Source organism: Clostridium sp. AF12-41, assembly GCF_003461685.1.
In the GTDB taxonomy this organism is placed as follows: domain Bacteria; phylum Bacillota; class Clostridia; order Lachnospirales; family Lachnospiraceae; genus Otoolea; species Otoolea fessa.
The window spans coordinates 1-25563 of the sequence record NZ_QTXO01000006.1; the positions used below are offsets into that span (position 1 = coordinate 1).

Annotated in this window: 23 protein-coding genes and 6 tRNA genes; 25 read left to right on the top strand and 4 right to left on the bottom strand. The window is 51.5% G+C overall.

Going from position 1 to position 25563, the window contains the following annotated elements; genetic code table 11:
* Positions 1–105: 105 nt before the first annotated feature.
* From DWV73_RS09925 to DWV73_RS10005, 17 genes are all read left to right on the top strand, one after another.
* Positions 106–178: transfer RNA gene (locus DWV73_RS09925), tRNA-Val, on the top strand.
* Positions 179–196: 18 nt separating this feature from the next.
* Positions 197–269, top strand: a tRNA-Thr gene (locus tag DWV73_RS09930).
* Positions 270–278: 9 nt separating this feature from the next.
* A tRNA-Tyr gene (locus tag DWV73_RS09935) sits at positions 279–360 on the top strand.
* A 66-nt stretch (positions 361–426) separates the two neighbouring features.
* A tRNA-Met gene (locus tag DWV73_RS09940) sits at positions 427–500 on the top strand.
* 197 nt (positions 501–697) lie between these two features.
* Positions 698–770: transfer RNA gene (locus DWV73_RS09945), tRNA-Phe, on the top strand.
* 3 nt (positions 771–773) lie between these two features.
* Positions 774–846 (top strand) — tRNA-Lys (locus DWV73_RS09950).
* A 319-nt stretch (positions 847–1165) separates the two neighbouring features.
* Positions 1166–2287 carry an MBL fold metallo-hydrolase gene (locus tag DWV73_RS09955; RefSeq protein WP_117796590.1) on the top strand — a complete coding sequence of 374 codons (1122 nt, stop codon included), beginning with the start codon at positions 1166–1168 and terminating at the stop codon, positions 2285–2287.
* Positions 2288–2379: 92 nt separating this feature from the next.
* Positions 2380–3972 (top strand): aminotransferase class I/II-fold pyridoxal phosphate-dependent enzyme, encoded by a 1593-nt coding sequence (locus DWV73_RS09960; RefSeq protein WP_242995790.1) that lies wholly within the window; start codon positions 2380–2382, stop codon positions 3970–3972.
* Between the two features lie 191 nt (positions 3973–4163).
* Positions 4164–4781 carry a guanylate kinase gene (locus tag DWV73_RS09965; protein ID WP_117796591.1) on the top strand — a complete coding sequence of 206 codons (618 nt, stop codon included), beginning with the start codon at positions 4164–4166 and terminating at the stop codon, positions 4779–4781.
* A 260-nt stretch (positions 4782–5041) separates the two neighbouring features.
* On the top strand, positions 5042–6031 hold the full coding sequence (gene holB / locus DWV73_RS09970; protein WP_117796592.1) for a DNA polymerase III subunit delta': 990 nt from the start codon (positions 5042–5044) through the stop codon (positions 6029–6031).
* Between the two features lie 4 nt (positions 6032–6035).
* Positions 6036–6947: a stage 0 sporulation family protein gene (locus DWV73_RS09975; RefSeq protein WP_022360400.1), complete on the top strand. Its 912-nt coding sequence runs from the start codon at positions 6036–6038 to the stop codon at positions 6945–6947.
* Positions 6937–7668 (top strand): tRNA1(Val) (adenine(37)-N6)-methyltransferase, encoded by a 732-nt coding sequence (locus DWV73_RS09980; RefSeq protein WP_107001771.1) that lies wholly within the window; start codon positions 6937–6939, stop codon positions 7666–7668. Before DWV73_RS09975 ends, DWV73_RS09980 begins: the two co-directional genes overlap by 11 nt.
* A 15-nt stretch (positions 7669–7683) precedes the next feature.
* Complete coding sequence (gene rsmI / locus DWV73_RS09985; RefSeq protein WP_107001770.1) at positions 7684–8535, top strand: 16S rRNA (cytidine(1402)-2'-O)-methyltransferase; 852 nt, start codon at positions 7684–7686, stop codon at positions 8533–8535.
* A 364-nt stretch (positions 8536–8899) separates the two neighbouring features.
* Complete coding sequence (gene pdxS / locus DWV73_RS09990) at positions 8900–9775, top strand: pyridoxal 5'-phosphate synthase lyase subunit PdxS (protein ID WP_107001769.1); 876 nt, start codon at positions 8900–8902, stop codon at positions 9773–9775.
* Position 9776: 1 nt separating this feature from the next.
* Positions 9777–10355 (top strand): pyridoxal 5'-phosphate synthase glutaminase subunit PdxT, encoded by a 579-nt coding sequence (gene pdxT / locus DWV73_RS09995; RefSeq protein ID WP_107001768.1) that lies wholly within the window; start codon positions 9777–9779, stop codon positions 10353–10355.
* Positions 10356–10911: 556 nt separating this feature from the next.
* On the top strand, positions 10912–12057 hold the full coding sequence (locus tag DWV73_RS10000) for a PLP-dependent aspartate aminotransferase family protein (RefSeq protein WP_207661076.1): 1146 nt from the start codon (positions 10912–10914) through the stop codon (positions 12055–12057).
* 260 nt (positions 12058–12317) lie between these two features.
* Positions 12318–13490, top strand: a complete 1173-nt coding sequence (locus tag DWV73_RS10005; protein WP_117796593.1) for a MalY/PatB family protein — start codon at positions 12318–12320, stop codon at positions 13488–13490.
* Between the two features lie 118 nt (positions 13491–13608).
* Here the strand turns inward: DWV73_RS10005 and glgB are convergent, their stop codons facing one another.
* The 4 genes from glgB to DWV73_RS10025 form a co-directional block, all read right to left on the bottom strand.
* On the bottom strand, positions 13609–15555 hold the full coding sequence (glgB, locus tag DWV73_RS10010) for a 1,4-alpha-glucan branching protein GlgB (RefSeq protein WP_117796594.1): 1947 nt from the start codon (positions 15553–15555) through the stop codon (positions 13609–13611).
* Between the two features lie 4 nt (positions 15556–15559).
* On the bottom strand, positions 15560–17104 hold the full coding sequence (locus DWV73_RS10015; protein WP_242995791.1) for an alpha-amylase family glycosyl hydrolase: 1545 nt from the start codon (positions 17102–17104) through the stop codon (positions 15560–15562).
* A gap of 23 nt (positions 17105–17127) precedes the next feature.
* Positions 17128–17370 carry a YaaL family protein gene (locus DWV73_RS10020; protein ID WP_107001765.1) on the bottom strand — a complete coding sequence of 81 codons (243 nt, stop codon included), beginning with the start codon at positions 17368–17370 and terminating at the stop codon, positions 17128–17130.
* An 81-nt stretch (positions 17371–17451) separates the two neighbouring features.
* Entirely contained in the window at positions 17452–17865 is a 414-nt protein-coding gene (locus tag DWV73_RS10025; RefSeq protein ID WP_242995792.1) for a metalloregulator ArsR/SmtB family transcription factor, read from the bottom strand.
* Positions 17866–18240: 375 nt separating this feature from the next.
* On the opposite strand from DWV73_RS10025, the gene DWV73_RS12770 reads away from it, so the two are divergent.
* The 8 genes from DWV73_RS12770 (at position 18241) to DWV73_RS10065 (ending at position 25450) form a co-directional block, all read left to right on the top strand.
* The gene (locus DWV73_RS12770) at positions 18241–18399 is read left to right on the top strand and encodes a hypothetical protein (protein WP_207661078.1); all 159 of its coding nucleotides are present in this window, start codon (positions 18241–18243) and stop codon (positions 18397–18399) included.
* Entirely contained in the window at positions 18396–18971 is a 576-nt protein-coding gene (locus tag DWV73_RS10035; protein ID WP_181986247.1) for a prepilin peptidase, read from the top strand. The genes DWV73_RS12770 and DWV73_RS10035 overlap by 4 nt, the downstream gene beginning before the upstream one ends.
* 35 nt (positions 18972–19006) lie before the next feature.
* Positions 19007–20011, top strand: coding sequence for a hypothetical protein (locus DWV73_RS10040; protein ID WP_022360412.1), 1005 nt, complete (start codon positions 19007–19009; stop codon positions 20009–20011).
* A 120-nt stretch (positions 20012–20131) separates the two neighbouring features.
* Positions 20132–21340: a CpaF family protein gene (locus tag DWV73_RS10045; protein ID WP_333549896.1), complete on the top strand. Its 1209-nt coding sequence runs from the start codon at positions 20132–20134 to the stop codon at positions 21338–21340.
* The gene (locus tag DWV73_RS10050; RefSeq protein WP_242995793.1) at positions 21291–22073 is read left to right on the top strand and encodes a type II secretion system F family protein; all 783 of its coding nucleotides are present in this window, start codon (positions 21291–21293) and stop codon (positions 22071–22073) included. Before DWV73_RS10045 ends, DWV73_RS10050 begins: the two co-directional genes overlap by 50 nt.
* A gap of 6 nt (positions 22074–22079) precedes the next feature.
* On the top strand, positions 22080–23303 hold the full coding sequence (locus DWV73_RS10055; protein WP_117796597.1) for a hypothetical protein: 1224 nt from the start codon (positions 22080–22082) through the stop codon (positions 23301–23303).
* A gap of 27 nt (positions 23304–23330) precedes the next feature.
* Positions 23331–23519: a Flp1 family type IVb pilin gene (locus DWV73_RS10060; protein ID WP_022360416.1), complete on the top strand. Its 189-nt coding sequence runs from the start codon at positions 23331–23333 to the stop codon at positions 23517–23519.
* A 29-nt stretch (positions 23520–23548) separates the two neighbouring features.
* The gene (locus tag DWV73_RS10065) at positions 23549–25450 is read left to right on the top strand and encodes a DUF5702 domain-containing protein (RefSeq protein ID WP_117796677.1); all 1902 of its coding nucleotides are present in this window, start codon (positions 23549–23551) and stop codon (positions 25448–25450) included.
* Positions 25451–25563 lie beyond the last annotated feature (113 nt).

A 25563-nucleotide genomic window follows, 5' to 3' on the forward strand; every position in this document is an offset into this window, starting at 1 on the left:
CCCTGTCACGGCGGAGGTCGTGGGTTCGAACCCCATCCGGGTCGTTTAGATACGACTATTTCAATTCTTTGAAAAATGAATATGGACTGGTGCAGTATCGTAGATGGGGTCTTAGCTCAGCTGGGAGAGCATCTGCCTTACAAGCAGAGGGTCACAGGTTCGAGCCCTGTAGGCCCCATTGTTACCAATGTTTTATGCCGATGTGGCTCAATTGGCAGAGCAGCTGATTTGTAATCAGCAGGTTATCGGTTCGAGTCCGATCATCGGCTTTTTAAAATGGATGGGTTCCCGAGTGGCCAAAGGGGGCAGACTGTAAATCTGTTGCGTCTCGCTTCGGTGGTTCGAATCCACCTCCATCCATTATTATTTTTACAATAATGGTTGTATTTTTCCAGAAATTGTATATAATAATAGAGTAAGAATTAGCGCGGGGTGGAGCAGTCTGGAAGCTCGTCGGGCTCATAACCCGAAGGTCGCAGGTTCAAATCCTGCCCCCGCAATTTTTTTATGCAATGAGAAGTGCACAGATAAAAATATAGAAGTTAAAAACATGCTTGCATGTTTTTTAACAGATATATTTTTAGATGTATACGGCGAATGCCGTAAGCGAAAGACCGCAGGTCTTGAGCTGAGCACTTCGGACTAAAAAAAAGCGACAAGCAAACTTTTAATCCGCATAAAACCAAATAACCATTACGCCCAGATAGCTCAGTTGGTAGAGCAGAGGACTGAAAATCCTCGTGTCACTGGTTCGATTCCGGTTCTGGGCATATGGGGTATTAGCTCAGTCGGTAGAGCACTTGACTTTTAATCAAGTTGTCCGGGGTTCGAATCCCCGATGCCTCATGAAGATGAGAAGCCGTCACACTGGAGACAGTGTGGCGGTTTTTTGTGTAATAGCGAATTCCAAGGAATTTCCTATTACACAAAAAGGCACTAACGTGCCAATGATGCGCACTCACGCGAAGAAGAAATAGGAAATTTCGTTTAACATTCATGTTAAGTAAAAAAGCCATTCAGACAGGAGTCTTTCTTGAATATATAATTTCTTGTTTTCGGATATGGCAGCTGTTATAATTGATTGAAAACAGAAGCAAATAGAAAACCAAAATGGAAGTAAGAATAGAAATAGGCAAATGCAGAAATTTTAAAATGGAGAAGAAAAATGGAGCCAAACAAGATGAAACAGAAACGCCGGAAATATTTATATGCAGCGGCGGCGCTTGGCATGACGTTCCTTTTGAACTTGAGCGGATGCAGCCGCCGGTTCACGAACTATCCGGAGACAGCCGGAACGGTAGCAATCGTGGACAGTACAGAGCGGGAGGCTGTCCGAGATGAAAATGGAGAAAATCCAGATCAGCCGATTGATTTAGATAACCTGGGGGAACAGCAGTCGGCGGCAGAAATGGAAGCGTTAGCTGCGGCGGAGGCGGCGGAGCCGGGCGTGGAGGAGCCGTATCTGGACGGGGGAGAGCTTCGGCTTTTAGCGTGTGCGGATATCTGGCAGAACCTCTCCTGCGTTATGAAGACGAAGGAAGGCGCGGTGATCGTGGTAGACGGCGGTCGTGATGTCGATGCACCGCATTTGATTGAGGTTATTCAGGAGTTGGGCGGTCATGTGGATGCATGGCTTTTAACTCATCCGCACAGCGATCATGTGGGGGCGATCACGGAGATTTTAAACATGGATCCGATGCCGATCTCGATCGGTAAGGTGTATTATTCATTTCTGAATAAAGAATTTTTAGGTCAGGAGCAGGTTTCAAGACGGGATTCAGATTTGGAGTGTTATGATCGGATCACGGAAGCGATTGCGAAACTGCCGGAAGCAGAAAAATGCGGGACGCTTACGAAAGGGCAGAAGATTTCAGTGGCGGGCGCGGAGATCACAGTGATGAACGAGCCATTTGCCTGCACGGAAAATAGTTTTAATAACAGCTCGGTCGCGTACCGCGTGGAGATGGGCGGAAAACGGATCCTGTTTTTGGGTGATATGGGCTGGCAGGCAGGGGAAGATTTTCTTGCCAATCATACGCAGGAGGAACTGAAATCGGATGTGCTACAGATGGCGCACCATGGGCAGAGAGGCGTAGAAGAGGAGCTCTATCAGGAGATTTCACCGGAGGTCTGCTTATGGCCGACGCCGGACTGGCTCTGGGATAATGTGCAGGATGGCGTCGCGGGCGCTGGTTCGTATAAGACGCCGATTGTCCGTGGATGGATGGTAACATTAGGTGTGAAGAAAAATCTTTGTGTCAAGGATGGCGATCAGATACTGCGGTAGTTTTTTATAAAAGATTAAAATAAAATTTTAAAAAGTTGTTTTCAGGGAAATGAAATGCTTTTGGGATGCGGTGCAGCGGATAGAAATAAGACATGAACGAAAAAAGAGAGAAACAGAAGGAAGAAGAAAAAGTGAATAAAGACAGGAAAATGCGGTCGGAAACAATCATCCTACGTCCGGAAGTGCCGCTTTTAGAACGTTTATCCACCTATGCGGCGTCGGATGCCTACCCGTTCCACATGCCGGGCCACAAACGCCAGGTGAAAATGGGGATAACTTCCGTCCCGAATCCATTTTCGGTGGATATCACGGAGATTGATGGATTTGACAACCTGCATCATGCGGAAGATATTTTGAAAGAGTCGATGAATTCGGCGGCTGCGGTGTACGGAGCAGACCGGAGCTGGTATCTGGTGAATGGCAGTACGTGCGGGATTCTGGCGGCGATCGCGGCGGCGGTGAAGCCGGGGGAAAAAATCCTCATGGCTCGAAATTCCCACAAATCAGCGTATCACGCGGTGGTTTTAAACCAGCTGGAACCGGTATATTTATATCCGGAGGAGGTGCCGGAGTTTCAGATTCCGGGAGAGATCGAGCCAGAGCAGGTGGAACGAGCACTTTTGGAGCATCCGGAGATCCGGGCGGTGTTTGTGACTTCCCCGACCTATGAGGGGATCGTGTCGGATATCCAGGGGATTGCAGCGACGGCGCACCGGCATGGAGCGGCGCTGATTGTGGATGAGGCGCACGGCGCGCATCTGCCGTTTGGGGATGGGAACTATTTCCCGGATGGGGCGTTACAGGAGGGGGCGGACCTGGTGATCCAGAGTCTTCACAAGACGCTTCCATCTCTGACACAGACGGCGATTCTGCATCTGAAAAGCCAGATTCTGGATGCGAAGAAGGTGGAACAGTATTTATCGGTTTACCAGAGTTCCAGCCCGTCGTATATTCTGATTGCGTCGATGGAGAACTGCGTCCGGTATATGGCAGAAAAAGGAGCCGGGGAGATGGCGCGGTATGGCGCGCGATTGCGGGAACTCCGGGAAAAATTGGCGAAGCTAAAACATTTCCGGCTTCTGAAAGAGGAAATCTGTGGTGCGGCAGGTGTATATGGATATGATCCGTCAAAACTGGTGCTATTTCCAGATTTTATGACGGGAACCAGACTGGCAGAGGTTTTGCGGACAGAGTACCATCTGGAGGCGGAGATGTCGAGCGGGCGGTATGTGCTTCTGATGACTTCGTTTATGGATACGGAGGAAGGATTTTCGCGTCTGGAGCGGGCACTTTTGGAGCTGGATGCGCGGGTGGAAAAGCTGGAGGCGGAAAGTGTTGGGCTGAAAGATGCAAAACAAGGCAGGCAGGAACCGTTTTCGGGAGCACAATTGAATCAGAAACCGAACCAAGAAAATGATTCAGAAAACTATCCGCAGCAGATGTGTCTCCCCTGGCAGGCATGGCATGGGGATGGCATGCTGGTGCCGCTTGAGGAGGCGGAAGGAAGGGCGGCGCGGACATGCGTTACCATTTATCCGCCGGGGGTGCCGATGCTGATGCCGGGAGAGCGGATTGGAACAAGGGAGATCGCGCGGATCCGTGAGGATTGGAAGCTGGGACTTACGGTGGAAGGAATTTGTGAAAAATCAGACAAATTGGATTTGTGGATAGAGGTTGTTATTTAGGAAATATCAGGTATTGATTCACCAGGTTCGCACATTTACTGTGCGAACCGTACGAAAACCTTGGCTTACAAGGCAAAAATCCTTTGTTGAAGACAAATTCGCACATTTGACATAAGAAACAGAGAAAAATCGGATTTATATATACGATGGAATGCGTGTGAAAATACTGGCTGGAAAGGCATAATAGGAAGATGGGACATATATTTTACGTGATGGGAAAGAGCGCGTCCGGGAAGGACACGATCTATAAGATATTGAGAGAGCGGCTGCCGCAGATCCGGACGGTGGTGCCGTATACGACCAGACCGATCCGGGCAGGCGAGCGGGACGGTGTGGAGTATTATTTTGTGACCGGAAAAAGGCTTGCGGATTTGGAGAAACAGGGAAAGATCATTGAAAAGAGAACCTACCAGACTGTTTATGGACCGTGGAGTTATGCAACGGTGGACGATGGGCAGATCGATCTGGGATCGCATGATTATTTCATGATCGGGACGCTGGAATCGTATGAGGGAACGCGGAATTATTTCGGTGCGGATGTGCTGGTGCCGCTTTACATTGAGGTGGAGGACGGTGAACGCCTTCAGCGTGCGCTTGACCGGGAACGGCAGCAGACAGAGCCAAAGTATGCGGAGCTGTGCCGCCGTTTCCTGGCGGATGAGGCAGATTTCAGTGCCGAAAATATGGAAAAATGTGGGATCCGGGCGGAAAACCGGTTTGAAAACCGCGAGCTGGAAGCGTGTGTGGATACGTTGGTAAGGGAAATTCGGGCTCAGGGATTGGCACTTTTGGAACCGAAAGTGCCGTAAGAAAACGTGGTGGCAGCAGGAATTTGCCGTATTTAAATGCGAAGCCACGGCAAATTCCGTTACTGGGCACGTATGCGTGAACAGTAACAAATTCGGAATTTCATCGTACTAGGCAGAGGTTAAATCTTGTGTTATACTAAGATGATAGAGATTTACAAATAATAAAAGAAGGGCATGATAGAAGGGATCCCAACCGATCCATACGATTGAAACGATTTTAGAATTAAAATCCAGAGTCCAGCCCTGAAAGGAGCATCAAGATGGCAGGTTTTCACGATATTATTGGACATGAGAAGATAAAAGAGCACCTTCAGAAGGCGATCGGGTATCAGAGAGTTTCACATGCCTACATATTGTCGGGCGAGGAAGGAATGGGACGCAAGACGATCGCGAAGGCATTTGCCATGACGCTTTTGTGCGAGAAACATGGGACGGAGCCGTGCATGGAATGCCATTCCTGTAAGCAGTTTTTGTCGGGCAACCATCCGGATGTGATCTGGGTGACACATGAGAAACCGGCGAGCATTGGTGTCGATGATGTCCGGATTCAGATCAATGATACGGTTTCGATCCGCCCGTACAGCAGTCCATATAAGATATATCTGGTCGATGAGGCGGAGAAAATGACGGTGCAGGCGCAGAACGCTCTTTTAAAGACGATTGAGGAGCCGCCGGCCTATGCGGTGCTGGTGCTTATCACGACGAACCCGGAGGTATTTCTGCCGACGATCCTGTCCCGCTGTATCCAGTTGAAACTTCGTCCGCTCAAGGATTCGGTGGTAAGCGATTACCTGACGGAGAAAATGGGCGTTTCGGATGGTCAGGCAGATATTTATGCGGCGTTTGCGAGAGGAAATTTAGGAAAAGCGATTCATCTCGCCTCTTCGGAGGAGTTTGCACTTTTGTACCGAGAGGTGCTGACGCTGCTTAAAAATATCAAGGACATGGATATTCCGATGCTTCTGGATTATATCCGCAAGCTGCAGGAGGACAATCTGGATCTGTATGAGTGCCTGGATTTCATGCAGCTCTGGTACAGGGATATTCTGATGTTTAAGGTCACAAAGGACATGAATTCGCTGATCTTTAAGGAGGAGTATTCAGCGGTCAGCAGTTGCTGCCAGAAGAGTTCCTATGAGGGGCTGGAAGAGATATTGAGTGCGATTGAAAAGGCAAAAGTCCGGCTGAATGCTAACGTCAACACCGATTTGGCGCTGGAGCTGATGCTTTTGACGATGAAGGAGAATTAAATTTATGATAAAGGTAATCGGAGTCCGGTTCCGCAAGGCCGGAAAGGTATATTACTTCGATCCGGCGCAGATGGAAATCAAGATGGGCGACCATGTGATCGTGGAGACCGCCCGCGGAATCGAGTTCGGAGAGGTGGTTCTTGGCGTCCGCGAGGTGGATGAGAAGAAGGTGATCCAGCCGCTGAAATCGGTCATTCGTATGGCGACGAAGAATGACGAGGAGCTGGAACGGAAGAATAAAGAAAAAGAGCATGAGGCATTCCAGATCTGTCAGGAAAAGATCCGCAAGCATGAATTGCAGATGAAGCTGATCGATGCAGAATACACCTTTGATAACAATAAGCTGCTGTTTTATTTTACGGCGGATGGAAGAATCGATTTCCGTGAGCTTGTCAAGGATCTGGCGGCGGTCTTTAAGACGCGGATCGAGCTGCGCCAGATTGGCGTCCGGGATGAGACGAAGATTTTGGGTGGCGTCGGTATCTGTGGTCGTCCGCTCTGTTGTCATTCATATTTATCGGAGTTTATTCCGGTTTCAATTAAGATGGCAAAAGAGCAGAACCTGTCCTTAAATCCGACGAAGATTTCGGGTGTGTGCGGTCGTCTGATGTGCTGCCTGAAATACGAGGAAGAGACGTATGAGGATCTGAACAGCCATCTGCCGAGTGTCGGCGATTACGTCACAACGGATGACGGGCTGAAAGGCGAGGTTCACAGCGTCAGCGTCCTGCGCCAGCAGGTAAAGGTGGTTGTGACGGTAGGACGGGATGAGAAGGAGATCCGTGATTACCGTGTGGATCAGCTCAAGTTTAAGCCGAAGCGCCGCCGTGACAGGGGAAATGTCAACGATGCGGAGCTGAAAGCGCTGGAGGCACTGGAGAAAAAGGAAGGAAAGTCGAAGCTGGATGATAATTAAAGAGGGCGAGCGGATCGATGAACTGCAGCGGAACGGATACCGGATCATCCAGAAGACGAACGGGTTCTGTTTTGGCATGGACGCGGTGCTTTTGTCCGGGTTTGCATCGGTGAAGCCGGGCGAGAAAGCGCTTGATCTGGGAACGGGAACTGGTATTATCCCGATTCTTCTGGAGGCAAAGACGGAAGGAAGCCATTTTACAGGTCTGGAGATCCAGGCGGAGATGGCGGAGATGGCATCCCGGAGTGTGGCGCTCAACAGGCTGGAAGAGAAGGTTTCGATCGTGCAGGGTGATATCAAGGAGGTTCCGACGCTGTTTGAGAAGGCATCCTTTGATGTGGTAACGACGAACCCGCCGTACATGAACGACAGCCACGGGCTGAAAAATCCCGATCTTCCCAAGGCGATTGCCCGCCATGAGGTTCTCTGCAATCTGGAGGATGTCGTGCGCGCGGCGGCTTCGGCACTTCGTCCCGGCGGACGACTCTATATGGTGCACCGTCCGAGACGGCTCATTGAGATTCTGATGGCGATGAAAAGTCAGAAATTGGAGCCGAAGCGGATGAAATTTGTCCATCCGTTTGCAGATAAAGAGGCAAATATGGTTCTCATCGAGGCGGTGCGCGGCGGCGGCGCGCTGATGACAGTGGAAAAGCCGATCATTGTGTACAAAGAGCCGGGCGTGTATACGGATGAGATTTATGATATTTACGGGTATTAATGGAATAGGAGAACGATGGAAGGAACATTATATTTGTGTGCCACGCCGATCGGCAACCTGGATGACATTACATTCCGGGTGCTGGAGACGTTAAAGCAGGTGGATCTGATTGCGGCGGAGGACACGCGGCACAGTATTAAGCTTCTGAATCATTTTGATATTCATACACCGATGACGAGCTACCATGAGTACAATAAGGTCGAGAAGGCGCGTGTGCTGGTGGAGAAGCTGAAATCGGGCATGAATATTGCCTGCATCACGGACGCCGGGACGCCGGGTATTTCGGATCCGGGCGAGGAGCTGGTGCGCCAGTGCTGCGAGGCGGGAATTAAAGTAACCGCGCTTCCAGGAGCGGTGGCGTGTGTTACGGCGCTGATTATTTCGGGACTTCCGACGAGACGGTTCTGTTTTGAGGCATTTCTTCCGACGGACAAGAAGGAGCACCAGCGGGTGCTTGCAGAGCTTCAGAATGAGACGCGCACGATTGTGCTTTACGAGGCGCCGCACCACCTTCTGCGGACGCTCACGGAGCTTTACGAGGCGCTGGGGGATAGAAAGGCGTCTATCTGCCGGGAGCTGACGAAGAAATACGAGACGGCGTTTCGGACGACGCTTTCGCAGGCGGTGGCGTATTATACGGAAAATGAGCCGAAGGGCGAGTGCGTGATCGTCATCGAGGGCAAATCCGTCCAGGAGATCGAGGCGGAGGATCAGGCGCGCTGGCAGCAGATGTCCCTGGAAGAGCATATGGAACATTATGAATCACAGGGAAACAGCCGCAAGGAAGCGATGAAGCTGGTGGCGAAGGACCGCGGGGTTTCGAAGCGGGATGTGTACCAGGCGCTGCTGGAGGCGGAAGAGGCGTAGACACAAACGGAAAGCTGAAAAATGGGTAAGTGGAGTGGCGTTGGTGGAATGCCGGGGCGCTCCGGTTTGTGCAGATAAAAGAAAAATAGAATAAGATTTGAGAAAAGAACAAACTGTACTGGTTAAAATATTTAAAAGTGTATATTTTAATCAGTACAGTTTTTGCTATAATTCCTACTAAGTTGATGCGGAAATGAATGTAAAAATACAGAATGTCAGTGAATTGTTTTTCGCAAGGCAGAATAGAAAGGCAGAAGAGGCGCTTGCCTGTGAATGATTCAGTGGATTCGGGTATTGATTGCAAGGATCGTAAGGACGCTTGGCTTACAAAGAAAAATCATATTCAACCACGGGAGGAATAAAAATGGCAGAGAATCGTTATGAACTGAATAAACAGCTGGCACAGATGTTAAAGGGCGGCGTTATCATGGATGTCACAACCCCGGAGCAGGCGAAGATCGCGGAGGCGGCAGGCGCGTGTGCGGTTATGGCGCTGGAGCGGATTCCGGCGGATATCCGGGCAGCGGGCGGTGTGTCCCGTATGAGTGACCCGAAGATGATTCGCGGCATTCAGGAGGCAGTTTCGATTCCGGTTATGGCGAAGTGCCGGATCGGTCATTTTGTGGAGGCGCAGATTCTGGAAGCGATCGAGATTGATTATATCGATGAGAGCGAGGTATTATCTCCGGCGGATGATGTGTACCATATTGACAAGACACAGTTCAAGGTTCCGTTTGTCTGCGGTGCGAGAGACCTGGGAGAGGCGCTGCGCCGGATCGAGGAAGGTGCTTCGATGATCCGTACCAAGGGCGAGCCGGGAACGGGCGATGTCGTACAGGCAGTCCGCCATATGCGTGCGATGAATTCGGAGATCCGCCGGGTTCAGAACCTGCGTGAGGATGAGCTTTACGAGGCAGCAAAACAGTTAAAAGTTCCGGTTCATCTGCTCCGCTATGTACATGACAATGGACGTCTCCCGGTTGTCAATTTCGCGGCAGGCGGCGTGGCCACCCCGGCGGATGCGGCTCTGATGATGCAGCTGGGCGCAGAGGGAGTCTTTGTTGGATCTGGTATCTTCAAGTCAGGCAATCCGGAGAAACGTGCGTCGGCGATCGTGCAGGCAGTAACGAATTACAAGGATGCAAAATTACTTGCTGCGATTTCTGAGGATCTGGGCGAGGCGATGGTTGGTATCAATGAGAATGAGATTGCGATTTTGATGGCAGAGCGGGGACAGTAAGATGGAGAAAAAACAGATAGGCGTGCTGGCGGTGCAGGGCGCGTTTGCCGAACACATTGCCATGGTACGGAGACTGGGCGCAGAGGCGTTTGAGATCCGGCAGCTTCCGGATCTGGAGCGGCCGATGGACGGACTGATTCTGCCGGGCGGCGAGAGTACCGCGATGCGTAAGCTCCTGGATGAGCTGGGGCTTTATGAGCCGCTTCGGGCAAAGATTGCGGCAGGGCTTCCGGTGTATGGAACGTGCGCGGGGCTTCTGCTTCTGGCCAAGGAGATCGAGGGCGGAACGCCGTGCTTTGCGACGATGGATGTGTCGGCGGTGCGGAATGCCTACGGGCGTCAGCTCGGAAGTTTTTACACGGAGGCTGAATTTGCCGGTCTGGGGACGATTCCGATGACTTTTATCCGCGCGCCGTACATCGCTTCGGTTCAGAAAAATGTTAAGGTGCTGGCGACAGTGGACGAAAAGATAGTCGCAGCCAGACAGGGAAACCAGTTTGCGACGGCATTTCATCCGGAATTGAATGAGGATGTGACAGTGCACCGGTATTTTCTAGAAGAAGTCTGCAAAGGAAATTAAGAGTGTAATTTGGTAGAAATTAGCGTGTGGTTGATGAAAAGTGAAACCTACTGGTAAGGGGAGCGAGAACTGCAGCCATTTAAAGCGGTCAGAATGGATGATATATTTCTGAAATGTGGGAAGATGTCATTGATTCTGACCGTTTTTTTATCTCAGTCGAGAAGACTCCCACCTCTTCAGGTGGTGAGTAATAGCAAATTTGTCTCAGTGGGAGTCCATTCTCCGACTGAGATAAACGCTCCGCGAGGATGCGCAGTGATTCTGTAAAGAATATGTCAGCTTCGCTGACCAGAATCACGCGCCAAGTCTCACGGACGTTCGACTTGAATTGTTTGGAAGGTGCGTTCTGTGAAAAAACAAAAAATGTACCTTGATAGGTTTCTGCGCTGAGGAAGGAAAACGCCCGGGAAAATGGCGGACTGCATGGAATTCCTATTGACAAAGTAGGAATTCCGCATTACAATCACTGATAAACCAATTAAAACAATATGAAATAAGAAAATTATATAAAAAACAAATTTGCTGATATAGCAAATAGACACAGGAGGGTGACATCGTGGCTTATCAGATAGAGACAACTTGTATTTGCGGAGATCCGGAAACTTCTAAAAACCATTCTTTTGGCGCTGTTTCAGTACCGATTTACCAGACGGCGACTTTTGCCCACCCGGGTATTGGGGAATCGACCGGTCATAATTATACGCGTGAGAGCAACCCGACCAGAGATGAGCTGGAAAAGACTGTTTCGGCGCTGGAAGGAGCGGTTGATACCGTTGCCTGCACATCCGGTATGGCGGCGATCTCGCTGATGATGGAGCTGTTTGACAGTGGCAGCCATTTTGTATGTACCGAGGATCTGTATGGCGGTTCCGTCCGTATTTTTGAGGCACTGGAAAAGAAGCGCGGTTTTTCATTTTCCTATATAAATACAGCCGATGTGGAGGCGGTTGAGAAGGCGATCACGGATCAGACGAAGGCACTCTACATCGAGACACCGAGCAACCCGACGATGCAGGTGACCGATCTGGCGGAAATGAGCCGTCTGGCGACGAAGCACGGACTGCTTCTGATCGTGGACAATACCTTCCTGTCCCCGTATCTGCAGAATCCGATCGCGCAGGGCGCGGATCTGGTTGTCCACAGCGGTACGAAGTTTTTAGGCGGTCACAATGATACGCTGGCTGGATTTTTATGTACGCCGATCAAGGCGCTGGCAGAGCAGATCCGGTATCTGTTCAAGACGATCGGAAGCGGACTTTCTCCGTTTGATTCTTTCTTAGTCCTGCGCGGCATCAAGACTCTGTCAGTGCGTGTGGAACGGCAGCAGGAGAATGCGATGAAGATCGCGATCTGGCTGAAAGAGCAGAAAAAAGTAACGGATGTCTACTATGTAGGACTTCCGGAGCATCCGGGTTATGAGATCAACCAAAAACAGAGCCGCGGCGCGGGCAGCATGATTTCGTTCCGCACTGATACAGAGGAGACGGCGAGAAAGGTGCTGGAGCGCGTGAAGCTTATTTCCTATGCGGAGAGTCTGGGCGGCGTGGAGTCCCTGATTACCTATCCGATGCTGCAGACACACGGCGATGTGCCGGTTGAGATCCGGGAACGTCTTGGAATTACGGAGACATTTTTACGTCTGTCTGTCGGTATTGAAAATGTGGATGATCTGATTGCGGATCTGGAGCAGGCGTTAGCGTAAAAAGAGGGTAACTGTTCAGTAGGTCTGCGCATTTACTGCGCTGACCGTACGAAAACATGGGCCAGCAGGCAAAAATCCCATTGCCGTAGGCAATTTTTAATGGATTTTTGCGCGTGACTGTGAAGGTACTGAACAGTTACAAAAGAGGATAGATATGTTTGGTATCGGTCTTGCATGGGCAGTGGGATATGGGCATGGATGACAGGATGCCAGAGTGAAAACCGTTCATTGACAGGAACGATGGATTGTGAGGAAAATGCATGAAATACGATTTTGACAAAGTGGTGGACCGGCATGGTACCAACTGTTTAAAATATGATTTTGCCATCGAGCGAGGAAAACCAGCGGATATTTTACCGCTTTGGGTGGCTGATATGGATTTTCAGACGGCTCCGGCGATTTTAGAGCGGCTGGAAGAGACAGTAAAACATGGTATTTTCGGCTACAGTGATGGAAAAGAGGGCTATTTTGCGGCAGTCCAGAACTGGTACCGGGAGCGCTTTGGCTGGGAGACGAAGCCGGAGTGGCTGGTGAAAACTCCGGGCGTTGTATTCGCGCTGGCGGCGGCTGTCCGGGCGTATACAAAGGAAGGTGACGGCGTACTGCTTCAGCAGCCGGTGTACTATCCGTTTTCGGAAGTAATTACGGACAATGGGCGTAAGATTGTCAACAGCCCGCTGAAAATCACGGATGGCTATTACACGATGGATTTTGACGACCTGGAAACGAAGATCGTCGAAAATAAGGTAAAATTGTTCCTGCTTTGCAGTCCGCACAACCCGGTCGGACGTGTCTGGAGCGAGGAAGAACTGCGCCGGGTTGGCGAGATTTGCCTGCGTCACGGTGTGCTCGTGGTCAGTGATGAGATCCACAGTGATTTTACCCGCGAGGGACATCCACACACAGTATTTGCGAAGCTGGGTGCAGAGTTTGAGCAGAACTGCCTGATCTGCACGGCACCGTCCAAGACGTTCAATCTGGCGGGACTGCAGATTTCCAATATCTTTGTGCCGAACCCAGAGCTTCGGAAGAAACTCTTAAAGGAGATCACGGCGGCAGGCTACAGCCAGGTCGGTCTGATGGGACTGGTAGCATGCCAGGCGGCGTATGAAGAGGGAGCGGAGTGGCTTGCACAGCTAAAAGCGTATCTGGAGGAGAACCGGAAGTTTGTGAAGGCGTATCTGGAAGAGCATCTGCCGGAAATCCGTCTGATCGAGCCGGAGGGAACCTACCTTCTGTGGCTGGATTTTAAGGCGCTTCATTTGAATGAAAAAGAGCTGGAACATCTGATCGTGGACAAGGCACATCTGTGGCTGGACAGCGGCGCGATGTTCGGACCGGACGGCGAGGGCTTCGAGCGGATCAATATCGCATGCCCGCGGGCGACGGTGGAGAAAGCGCTGAAGCAGCTGGAAGCGGCGATCCGCGGATAAAATTGATTGGGTCACGAATCAGAACCCGTATAAATAAAACCTGCCGCAGGCAGACTGTATCCCCCCCATATAAACAGTCTGTCTGCGGCAGGTTTTTTGACTTCATAGGAACATTATTTTATGAGAACCGGAACACCGCAGTTCCATACGCCGGAAGCGGGTACGCGAAGGAGTATGGCTGTCCGTCACATTCGCTCTTGATGGAGCGGTAATGGCTGATCTTATCGCCGCGCTTGTAGTAGCCGTGTTCCTGGTCAAGCAGCAGCGTGTAGGTGCCGCGTTTCGGAACACCGACGCGGTAATCGTCGCGGTCTACCGGGGTGAAGTTGCAGATGAAGAGAAGATTCTTTTTCTGTGTTTCATCGCGGCGGATAAAGCTGAAAATACTGCGGTCTCCGTCGTTGGCGTTGATCCACTGGAAGCCGTCATACTCCTCGTCCAGGCGGTAGAGCGCCGGATATTTGTGGTAGAGCGTCAAAAGCCCTTTCACATAATTCTGGAGGTCGGCATGGAACGGCTCTTTCGTAAGGTACCAGTCGAGGGAGACTTTTTCATCCCATTCATGGAACTGACCGAAATCCTGTCCCATGAAGAGAAGTTTCTTGCCCGGATGTCCGAGCATGAAAGTGTAGCCGACTTTCAGGTTGGCAAATTTATCCTCGTATTCGCCCGGCATTTTGTTGATCATCGAGCATTTGAGGTGGACGACCTCGTCGTGCGAGAGCACCAGAATGAAGTTTTCGCTGGTGCAGTAGGTGATGCCGAAGGTCATTTTGTTGTGGTTAAATTTACGGAAATACGGGTCGAGCTTCATGTATTCGAGGAAGTCATGCATCCAGCCCATATTCCATTTGAAGGTAAATCCAAGACCGTCCTCCTCCGGGCTCTTGGTAACGTTCGGCCAGGCGGTGGATTCCTCGGCAATGATGATGGCGCCGTCCTTCCGGCCGCGGATCACGCTGTTTAAATGTTTGAAAAACTCGATGGCTTCGAGGTTTTTGTTGTCGCCATATTTATTTGGTACCCACTGTCCGTCCTGGCGCCCATAGTCTAAGTAAAGCATGGAAGCGACGGCGTCCACGCGCAGACCGTCGATGTGGTATTCATCGAGCCAGTAGAGCGCGTTGGCGATCAGAAAATTGGATACCTCGTTTTTGGCATAATCAAAGACCTTGGTACCCCAGTCCGGGTGCTCGCCTTTGCGCGGGTCGGCATACTCATAGAGCGCCTGTCCGTCGAAATCGGCAAGTCCATGTGCATCCTTCGGAAAATGCGCCGGAACCCAGTCTAGGATGACACCGATGCCTTTTTTATGTAAGTAATTGACGAAATACATAAATTCCGTCGGGGTTCCGTAGCGGGAGGTCGGGGCAAAATAGCCGGTTACCTGATATCCCCAGGAGCCGTCATACGGATGTTCGGCGATTCCCATGAGCTCTACATGGGTGTAGCCCATTTCCAGGACATAGTCAGCCAGCTCATGCGCGGCTTCCATGTAAGTGTAATAACCGTCCTTTTCCGGGCGGTTTTTCTTTTTCCAGGATCCTAAGTGAACCTCGTAGATAGAGATTGGCGCCTTGACCGGATCGGTGCCCGCGCGCGATTCCATCCATTTGGAATCGTTCCATTTGAAGCCGCGGATATCGGCGGTCACGGAAGCGGTTCCCGGACGGTATTCTGCCGAAAATGCATATGGATCTGCCTTAAATAAAATCGTTCCCGTGTGCGTGGTGATGGCGAATTTGTAGAGCTGTCCCACGCCAAGTCCCGGTACGAAGAGCTCGTAAATGCCGCTGTCTGCGACCGGCTTCATCGGGGTTGCATCCGGATTCCAGGCGTTGAAGTCGCCGACCAGGCTGACGGCGGCTGCGTGCGGCGCCCAGACCGCGAAATAGTAGCCGTCCTGTCCGCGATATGTATAAGGGTGTGCGCCCAGCTTGTGGTAGAGCTGGTAGTGGCGGCCTTCTCCGAAGAGATACCGGTCAAGCTCGCCGATCACGCCAAGTCCCTCTGTCTTTGGTTTTTTCGATGTGGTTCGTTTAGTAGTGGAAGCTGCTTTTTTCATAAGGTTACCCCTCCGTGATTCCGAGAATAACAGCGCTGTTACCCTCTAATTCTATCTGAATTTTGTTTGTATTCTTATCGATCAAAAACGATTTTCCGGTAATCAGATCCGTAGCTTGTTCCGCTGTCGTGTGGAATGGAAGTGGAACTTGTAAATAAGCGGCGTTGTCATCGTTGTTGGCAGCGGTAAGGATCGCCTGGTGGTCACCGTGTCTGGCAAATGCGTACTGCCGGTTTGTCAGCAGAAGTTCCTGATAACGCCCACCGTGAAGCGCCGGTTCGGCGGCGTGGATGGCGGCGAGTTTCTGGATCAGAAGTGTAAGCGGTGTCACGGTGCCTGCGCTGGTATCTGTGTTTGAGCCTGTGGTGCTTGAAGTGGTCTGGCAGCAGGTGTTTGCGCCTGCGTGTATGTTTGGGCCTGTGGCGCTCGAAAAGCTCTGGCAGTTGCCATCTGTGCGGATGCCGGTGTTTTGTCCGTCGCTGGTCTGCATTTCTTCTGCAAGCGGTCTCGGCGGCAGGATTCTCGGACGGAGTTCCGTATCAGAGTTGTGTCCGCGGCGTCCCTGAATGCCCCATTCACTTCCATAATAGATGGACGGAATGCCCGGAAGAGTGAACAGCAGCGTATAAAGCGGCGCAAGATGTGCCGGATTTAACAGTTTGCTTGCGATCCGGTCTTCGTCGTGGTTGTCCACAAAGGTGTAGAGATCCCGCCCCACCGCTTCGAGGCGGCGGACATTGTGTGCCAGTTCGAAATAATTGTGGTCGTTGTGCGCGGAATAGATACTTTTGTGCATCTCGTAGTTGGTGACGGAATGAAGCATCTGCGGATTGACCCAGCGGGCGTATTCGCCGTGGATGACTTCGCCCATCAGCCAGAATTCCGGCTTGATTTCATTTGCCAGCCGGCGCAGTTCCTGCATAAATTCAAAGGAAAGATCGCCCGCGCAGTCGAGGCGGATACCGTCGATGTCAAATTCCTGCACCCAGAAACGGACAGTGTCAAGCAGATAGTTCCGCACTTCCGGGTTTCGATGGTTTAAGCAGGGAAGCTCCCAGATGCCGTGCCAGGATTCATAGCCGAAGGAATCGCCCGGCGGGCTGCCCCAGCCGAAATTGACGTTCCTGTACCATCCGGCGTAAGGGGACTGGTCACGGTGCGCCTGCAGGTCGCGGAAGGCGAAAAATTCGCGACCGGTGTGGTTGAACACGCCGTCCACGACGACGCGGATGCCATGCTCATGGCAGCAGTCCACGAAAGATCGGAACGAAACGTTGGTTCCCAGCCGCCGGTCGATGAGCCGGAAATCGCGGGTATCATAGCCGTGCGTGGATGATTCAAACAGCGGTCCGATGTAAATCGCGGAAATATGCAGGCTCTCTAAATAGGGAATCCACTGCATCAGTTCGTCCATGCGGGAATCGGAGGAAACGTCCCTGGTGCCATCCGCTGTCCCATCGGAGACAGGATAGGGATTGGCAAACGGTGCTCCGGTCATTCCCAGAGGATACATATGGTAAAAGATAGCTTTGTCGTACCAGGCTGTCATGAGAAAGGTCCTCCTTGTGTCGGTTAAATGGTATTTTCCTGTTGTTTAATATGTCGTAAAAGGAACTGATACCGGAGGTGTGCGGCTTTCAGTTCGTAGATATAGCAGTCAATCAGAGTCGGATCGACGACCTCTTCAAAATGGTTGAAAACGGTGTTGATCGTGCTCATGGTCTGTCGCAGTTCTGTCAGCAGCTCCGGGTCAGGGTGGGCGGAAAAAATGTCCGTGCTGGTGCTCCCGGAGCAGTGGGTGCGGTTGTGCTTCATGGTTTGATGCTCTCTTTCTGAATCCTATAAATTGGTACAACGATCAGTATATTCAGAAAATGGAAAGATATGCATCCTGGTTCAGGCGTTCATGGAAAGCACGGATTCCAGCAGATGTCCGAGCTGCATCAATTTCCGGGTGCTGTCTTCGATCGAGAGGTAATAATAATTGCAGGTTCCCTCCCGGTGGACGTCGATCAGCCCGGCTGTCTTTAAGATCTTCAAATGGTGGGAAACTGCCGGGCGCGACAGGCTGGTCCGTTCGGTGATTTCCCGGACATTTAAGCCGTGCGGACGGGGCTGGGTGGGCAGGCTGATTGGACGGTCATCGTTTTTATCCGGCTGATTTGTGTTCATAGGGGTGTTTTTTGTGCGTCCCGTGAGGGCTTCGTCCGTCAGTGCTTCGATGATCGTCAGCCGTATTTCATCACCCAGTGCGATAAAAAGAGGCATACAGGTATGAAAATGCTGTTTAAGTTCTATTCCTTTTTTCATCGCGGCTCCTCCTTCTATAATGGTTTAAAAATTTAAACTAATAGTATTTTACCATTTTTTGTTTCGTCAGTCAATGGAAAGGAAAATGCTGGAATGGGTATTTATAGATAAAAAATAAAGAGATATTTTGGCAATTATTTTCAAATAACGAAATTGTCTAGCTAAAATAATGGGTTCAGATGCACAAAGTTTTTGAGATGTTTTTGGCGCATATTTCGGGTGTTTTGGGATTGACTTTTGACCCAAAACTGTTCATAATGGAGGAACATTCATGGATGGGTTCTTCCATCTGTCACGGGAATCCGGATTTCCCGTTGATCTATTATTAAGATTCTAAAAGTTAAGTTCAGAGAAATGTTCGATAATTTTTCAGGAATGTTTGAAGTGCATACAGGAAATGAATGGAAAAAGGTGGCGGTAAAAGCTGGCGCAGGACTGGCAGCTATCGTTTGCGGCAGGAGTTTTGACAAGAGGACATACTGTGCAGAAATTGTTCGTTTCATGTATGCGAAAGAGAAGGAGGGGATGGATTGACCTTTTTGCTGCTGTTGTTTACTGGCGGCTGTGCGTTTTGGGATTTGAAAAAACGCCGTATTCCCAATGGGATGCTTCTGATTGGCGGCCTGTTGTTTCTTTTGATTCGGTTTGATCTGGGGATGAAGATGGGATATACGGCCGGATGGGGAGGGCGGCTGCCGGGATATGGGGCGGCGCTTATGATGGGGATTGGCGAGACTTGTGGATATTTGATTCGTATCGGGAGTTTACTGATTGTCCTGTTCCCTCTGTATCTGTTTCGCATGATAGGTGCGGGGGACATCAAAATGGCAGCCGTCCTGTTTGGTGCCGCCGGGCTGCGGCAGGGCGGGCGGATTTTCCTGTGCGGGCTGGCAGCTGCCGGAATATGGTCGCTCGTATTACTTATCCGGCGTGGGATTGCCAGGCAGCGGCTTACATATCTTGTGTTTTATTTGTACCGGTCCGCGCTTGGGGGAAGCGTCGAGCCGTACTATCTGGAAGCGCGGGATGGAAAAGAGGCATCTTTTTGTCTGGCACCGTGCCTGTTTTTGGGAGTGATTGGGGCGGAGCTGATTCGGTATCTGTAAGGAAAATGGCTTGTGATTAGGGAGGTGGCGGTGCGATGAAGCATATTCTGGCGGTGTATGATGTGGATCCGGTCTATGCGGCGCGGTTTGCAGAGGTAGTTAACCAGAAGGAAAAAATACCGTTTGAGGTGGTGGCGTTCAGCTCGATCGAGCGGCTGCGGGCATTTGCGGCGGAACATCCGGTAAAGCTTCTGTTGTTGGGCGAGCATGTTCCGGCGGAAGAAAAGGAGTCCATCCGGGCGGAAAAGGTTATTCTTTTATCGGATAATGGGGGAAAACCGGTCAGCCCGTCAGTTCCCTGTGTCTACAAATACCAGTCCAGCGATGCGATTGTGCGCGACGTGATGACCTGGTATGGGGAAAGCCCGGGGGAGCTGCCGGAGGTGTCCGGGCGGGGGCTGGCGAAGGTCTTGGGAGTGTATTCGCCGGTTGGACGGTGTTTAAAGACCTCGTTTGCCCTGACAATGGGAAAACTTTTGGCACAGGAGGAGCGGGTGCTGTATCTGAACCTGGAGGAATTTTCCGGTCTGTCGGTTTTGATGAAAGAAGAATATAAGAGTGATTTGTCGGATCTGTTGTATTTTTACAACGGTGGAAGCTATAATTCGCTTCGTTTGAGCAGCGTTGTCCACACGATGGGGGAGCTGGACTATATTCCGCCGGTGCGCTATCCGGAGGATCTGGATCAGGCGGGAGAGGAGGCAATCGCGGGGCTTATACGGGCAATTGCCGGGGAGAGTGCGTATGATACGCTGGTAGTGGATATAGGAAGCGGGCGCAGGACGGCGCTTTCGGTAATGAAGCTGTGCCGGGTAATTTATATGCCGATCCGGGAAGATCCGGTGTCTTTGGCAAAGCTTAAGGAGCTGGAGCAGTATTTTTCACAGACAGGAAATGGCATGCTAAGGGAACGTATTAAACGCCTGAAGCTTCCGTATCACGGCAGTTTTGGACGGGGCGATTATATTGACCAGCTCTTATGGGGAGAACTGGGTGATTATGTACGGCAGCTGCTGCGGGGAAGCAGTGTGGGCGGATAATGTTCATTGTGGGTTAAATTAGAAGGGGCAAAGTCTTTTGACAGGGATAAATTGAGCGGGATTTTGCCAGTCATTCTAAAGAGTAAACGGTTGTGAGAGAAACAACTGGCAGGGGGAAGTATGCAGGAGCAGAAAATGGTTTTGAGGCAGCGTCTGATGGAGCAGATGGAGAGTCGTATGCAGGTGGAGGATGAGGAGCTGCGCGACCTGATCGACATGGCGATTCTGGAAGCGGCAGAAGGGGCGTATCTGCCGTTAAAAGAGCGGCTTTGTTTGAGAAAAGAGCTGTTTGATTCATTCAGACGGCTGGATATTTTGCAGGAGCTGGTCGATGATCCGACGATCACGGAGATCATGGTAAATGGCACGGAGCACATTTTTGTCGAGCGGCAGGGGCGTGTGGAAGAATTAGAAAAGCACTTTGATTCGGTAGGGCAGCTAGAGGATCTGATTCAGCAGATTGTAAGCCGTGTCAACCGGACGGTCAATCTGGCGTCTCCGATTGCGGATGCGAGACTGGAAGATGGTTCGCGTGTTCACGTGGTGCTGGCACCGGTGGCGTTAAATGGTCCGATTTTAACGATCCGGAAGTTCCCGGAACCGATCACGATGGAACGTCTGATTGAGTTAAAAAGTATCAGCCGGGAGGCAGCGGCATTTTTGCAGAAAGCGGTCGAGCGGGGGCTCAATATCTTCATCAGCGGCGGAACCGGATCGGGAAAAACGACGATCTTAAACGCCATGTCCGGCTATATTCCACAGGAGGAACGCATCATCACGATCGAGGATTCGGCAGAGCTTCAAATCCGCCATGTAAAGAATCTTGTCAGCCTGGAAACAAGGGTGGAGAACCGGGATGGCTCGCAGGAGATTTCCATGCGCGATCTGATCCGGGCGAGTCTCCGAATGCGTCCGGACCGCATCATTGTTGGAGAGGTCCGGGGCGGCGAGGCACTGGAAATGCTGCAGGCGATGAATACGGGGCACGATGGCTCGCTCTCAACCGGACATGCCAACAGCGCAAAAGACATGCTCTCAAGACTGGAGACAATGGTTCTGATGGCGGCAGAGCTGCCGCTTGCGGCGGTCCGGAGCCAGATTGGTTCAGCGCTCGATCTGATGGTCCATGTCGGGCGGATGCGTGACCGGAGCCGGAAGGTGCTGGAGATCACGGAGGTGATAGGCTATGAAAATGGGGAAATCCGCCTTTCTCCCATCTATCAGTTTCAGGAAAGCGGGGAGGCTGGTTCCGGACAGGTGGAAGGAGCACTTGTCCAGGTTGGCAGATTTGAAGGGCGGCGCAGGTTCGCGGGAGGAAGTGCTTTCTGATTACCGGGTTTACCACCTGACGGGGCAGGAGTGGATACGTTACCTTCTGGAGGGAACAGCGGTGTGCGCCGTGACGGCGTATGTATTCTACCGTTCATTTCTGGCGTTCGTTCTGATGCTTCCGGCGGGGATGCTGCGGCCGTTTTTTAAGAGGCGGGAGCTCTGCCGCCGGAGAAAAGAGGAGCTGCGGCTCCAGTTTAAGGAAGCGATTCAGATCGTGGCTTCGGCGCTGGCTGCAGGCTATTCAGTGGAAAATGCGTTTATTGCGAGCGTGCGCGATCTGGAAGAACAATACGGAAAAGAAGGGATGATTACCCGTGAGTTTTCATATCTGGCAAGCCAGCTTAAAATGAACCGGACCGTGGAGGCGCTGCTTTCTTCCTTTGCGAAGAGGAGCGGTCTGGATGAGGTGGAAAATTTCTCTGTTATTTTTACTGTATCCAAACGGAGCCGGGGCGAGCTGGCAAGCGTGGTTCACCATGTCGTTCACGTGATTTCGGATCGCATTCAGGTGCGGGAGGAAATTCTCACGATGACGGCAGAAAAGCAGTTTGAACAGAGAATTATGAACCTGATGCCGTACCTGATCGTGCTCTACGTGGATTTGTCATCGCCGGGCTTTTTCTCACAGATGTATGAGACAGCGGTGGGGCGGGTGGTGATGACCGGGTGTCTGGTGGTCTATCTGCTGGCATGGAGGGTATCGGGAAAAATTCTTCAGATTGAGGTGTGAAACAGCATGGGAAAAATGGGGAAAAAGCAGGTTTTATGCATTCTTTTGGGGATAATTCTGGCAGTTGCGGGATATCTGGTGGAAAAACGGGATGGGGCGCTGGAAGATGGGAACCGGCTGAACCGCTATGCATACGGAGAAGGAGAACGGCAGCAGGAAGTGTGGGTGCGCGGACTGTGCGAGAAGGAGATTCCGGTGGAGATTGCGCTCGGAGAGCGGGAATATGCGGAAGAGGATGCAAAAAAAGCATTGCTGGAGGCGGGAGGTAAACTGGCGGATTTAATTCGGGGAAACAATCTGTCCCTGCAGGAGGTAAGGGAAGATCTACATCTCGTCGGCTGGCTGGAAGAAGAGGGCATCCGGGTCCGCTGGACACCGGAGGATGCGGAATGGATTCAGACGGATGGGACAGTTTTAAATGAAGAATGCCCGGAGAAGGGGATTCAGACAGAACTGACCGCATCCCTGCAGGCGGGGGTATTCAGCCGGGAGTACCGGTTTCCGGTCACGCTATATCCGCCGCTTCGGACGAAGCAGCAGGAAAAAGAGGCTGGTTTTAAGCGGCTGTTAAAGCAGATGGATGAGGCGCAGAGAACGGAAGGGCAGCTGGTTCTGCCAAAGATGTATGAGGGGAAGAATTTATCTTACCGGGTGCGCGGAGACAGGGAATATCTGCTGTTTCCGGTGCTGGGGATTGCGGCGGCAATTCTGCTTCCTCTTTATGAAAAACAGAAGGAGAGTGAGGTGAAAAAGAAGAAAAAGCGGGAGCTGATGGAAGATTATCCGGAGATTGTGTCAAAGCTGACTGTATTTTCCGGGGCGGGGCTTCCGGTCCGCCGGGCATGGGAGCGGATTGTACTGGAATACGAGGCGGCATGCCGGGCGGGAACACAGACGGAGCGGGCGGCATACCGGGAAATGGCAGCGGCATATCACCGGATGCAGCGCGGTGTCCCGGAACTACAGGCATATGCGGAATTTGGTGCGGGCTGCCGTCTGAGACCGTACCGGAAGCTTTCCGGGCTTTTGGAGCAGAATGTCAGAAATGGGGCAGAAGGACTTCGAAAGGCGCTGGAGGCAGAGATGGAGTCGGCGTTTGAAGAAGAGAAAGCACTGGCAAGACGCCGGGGGGAAGAGGCGTCCACAAAGCTGATGCTTCCATTGTTTCTGATGTTGATGATTATTATGGTGATGGTTTCAGTCCCGGCGTTTCTGGCGTTTGGGATCTGAAAAATGGGGAGAAAGGAGAAAAAGTATATGGATAAAGCGTATCTGGTAAGAGAAGTAAAATCGTTTCTGATGGACGAGGATGGCGTGGGGGTCATTGAATTAGTGCTGATTCTGGTGGTGCTGATAGGTCTGGTCATTGTCTTTAAAAAGCAGATTAATACTCTTCTTACAAATATCTTTAAACAGATCAACAGCAAGTCGAAGGAGGTATATTGATCCGGGCAGAACGGCACGTTGAAGCAGAAATGGACGTTTGCGGGGGGATCACAGTTTTCCTAAGTTTGATTCTGACCTGTATCTGTGCGCTGATGGGCGGGCTGTTTGAGTCCGCCCGGGCAGCCGGAAGCGGCTGGTATATGCAGATGGCGCTCAATTCCTCCCTGGATTCGCTGATGAGCTGTTATCACCGGGAGATTTGGGATAAATACCGGATTTTTGTGCTGGAATGTGCGGATAAAGAGCGCCTGGCGGCGGAGATGGAGCCGCAGATGGAAACATATCTGGCGGCAGCGCCCTTTTATCCGGTCAGCGGCGGCAAGGTACAGATCGAAGCGATGGATGCGATCACCGGGCATAATGGGGATTTCTTTGCGAAGGAAGTTACCGATTATATGAAAGTGGGTGTCTGGACGCTGGAAAGTGAGGAGTCTGAACTGCCTGAGATGGAAAAACGGATGACGGAAGCAAGGGCGGTTCATGGGATTGCGGAAGGATATCAGGAAAATGGCAGAAAAGTGCTGCGTCTGGAAGAGTCGATCGAGGCGATCGGAGCCTGCCTGCAAAAACAGGAGAAACATCTGGAGGAGATGGAGGCAGCGGTTCGCCAGGCGGATGGAAGCTCGTTCTTTCAATCGGCGGAAAGCTTAGAGAAAGAATTAAAGCAGATTCCGGGGCTGGTTGCGGCGTATGAAAAACAGGCGGACCGGCTTGCGAAAGAACTGCAGGGATCGGAGCAGGAGGCGCAGGAAGCCCAGCCGGATCTGGAAGAAGGCTCCTGGGGCATGGTACAGGAGGAGATGCGGGGGTATCGTTCGTATTTGGATGCGGATGGAGCGCGCCGCCAGGAGGTAAAAAAGACAGAAGAGACGGCTCACGGAAATGAAGAGGTGGTTGCAGAAGCAGTCCGGAAAGGAAAGGAGATACAGGATTATATCGATGATTGGGAGCCTGACGATGAGGACGATGAGCTGGACGAGGAAGCGCTGTGGGCGCCGGTTCTGACGATCACAGCGGGTTTTCAGAAGGATGGACGTTTCCGGGTTCCGGCAGTCCGAGACAAGAAAAAAATGAATGTGCTGGAAGCAGTCAGCCGCCTGTCGGGGACGGATCTGCTGAGTCTTTGTGTGCCGGCGGGAACTGTGATTTCAGAAAACTGGATTTCGACCGCGGCATTTCCGTCGGTATTGTATGCAGGCGGAGAGAGCGGAAAGCGGGGGACAGCTGGGGATGTCTGGACGGCGGGGCTTGAACGGGCTCTTTTAGATGCGTATGCGGCGCATTTTTTTACCCGGTTCGGGCAGGAAAAGACGGGAAGTGTCCATTATGAGCAGGAATATCTCTTACAGGGAAATGCGTCGGAGCGGGAAAATTTAAAACGCACCGTCAATGAACTTCTGGCTGTGCGCGAGGCGGTGAATCTGGCAGCTTTATATGCGGATTCTGAAAAACGGTCGGAGGCGGAAGCATTGGCGCTGGCAATCACGGGGCTGGCGGGAATCACACCGATCACGGCGGCGGCATCCTTCTTTATCATGACAGTCTGGGCGTTTGCAGAGTCGATGGCAGATGTGAAGGTTCTGCTGGCGGGCGGAAAAATTCCTTTTTTCAAACAGCCGGGGGAGTGGCAGATTTCGCTTTCTGCTCTGACGGAAAAGGGCGCGTCCATCTTTCTGGAAACGGGGACGGATCCTTCATTGAAAAACGGGACAGACGACAGAGGGCTGGACTACCAGGACTGGCTGAAACTCTTTTTCCTGATACAGGGAAAGAGCCGTTTCTGTTACCGGATGATGGATATGATTCAGAACCGCATTTCAGAAAAAGAGCCGGGATTTCGGATGGATCAGTGCCAGTATGGGGTAAGTGTGTCCTATGCGGCACAGGGAACGTTGATACCGCTTCGTAGAACGTCCCAGAAGGAATATTAAACACAATTACAGGGGAGTGGAGGACAGTGTCCTTTTTCAGGAGATGATGCAAGTGAATGTGCCTCTCCAAGTACATAAAGAAAGCCAGTAAAAAAGATGATGACAACTAACCT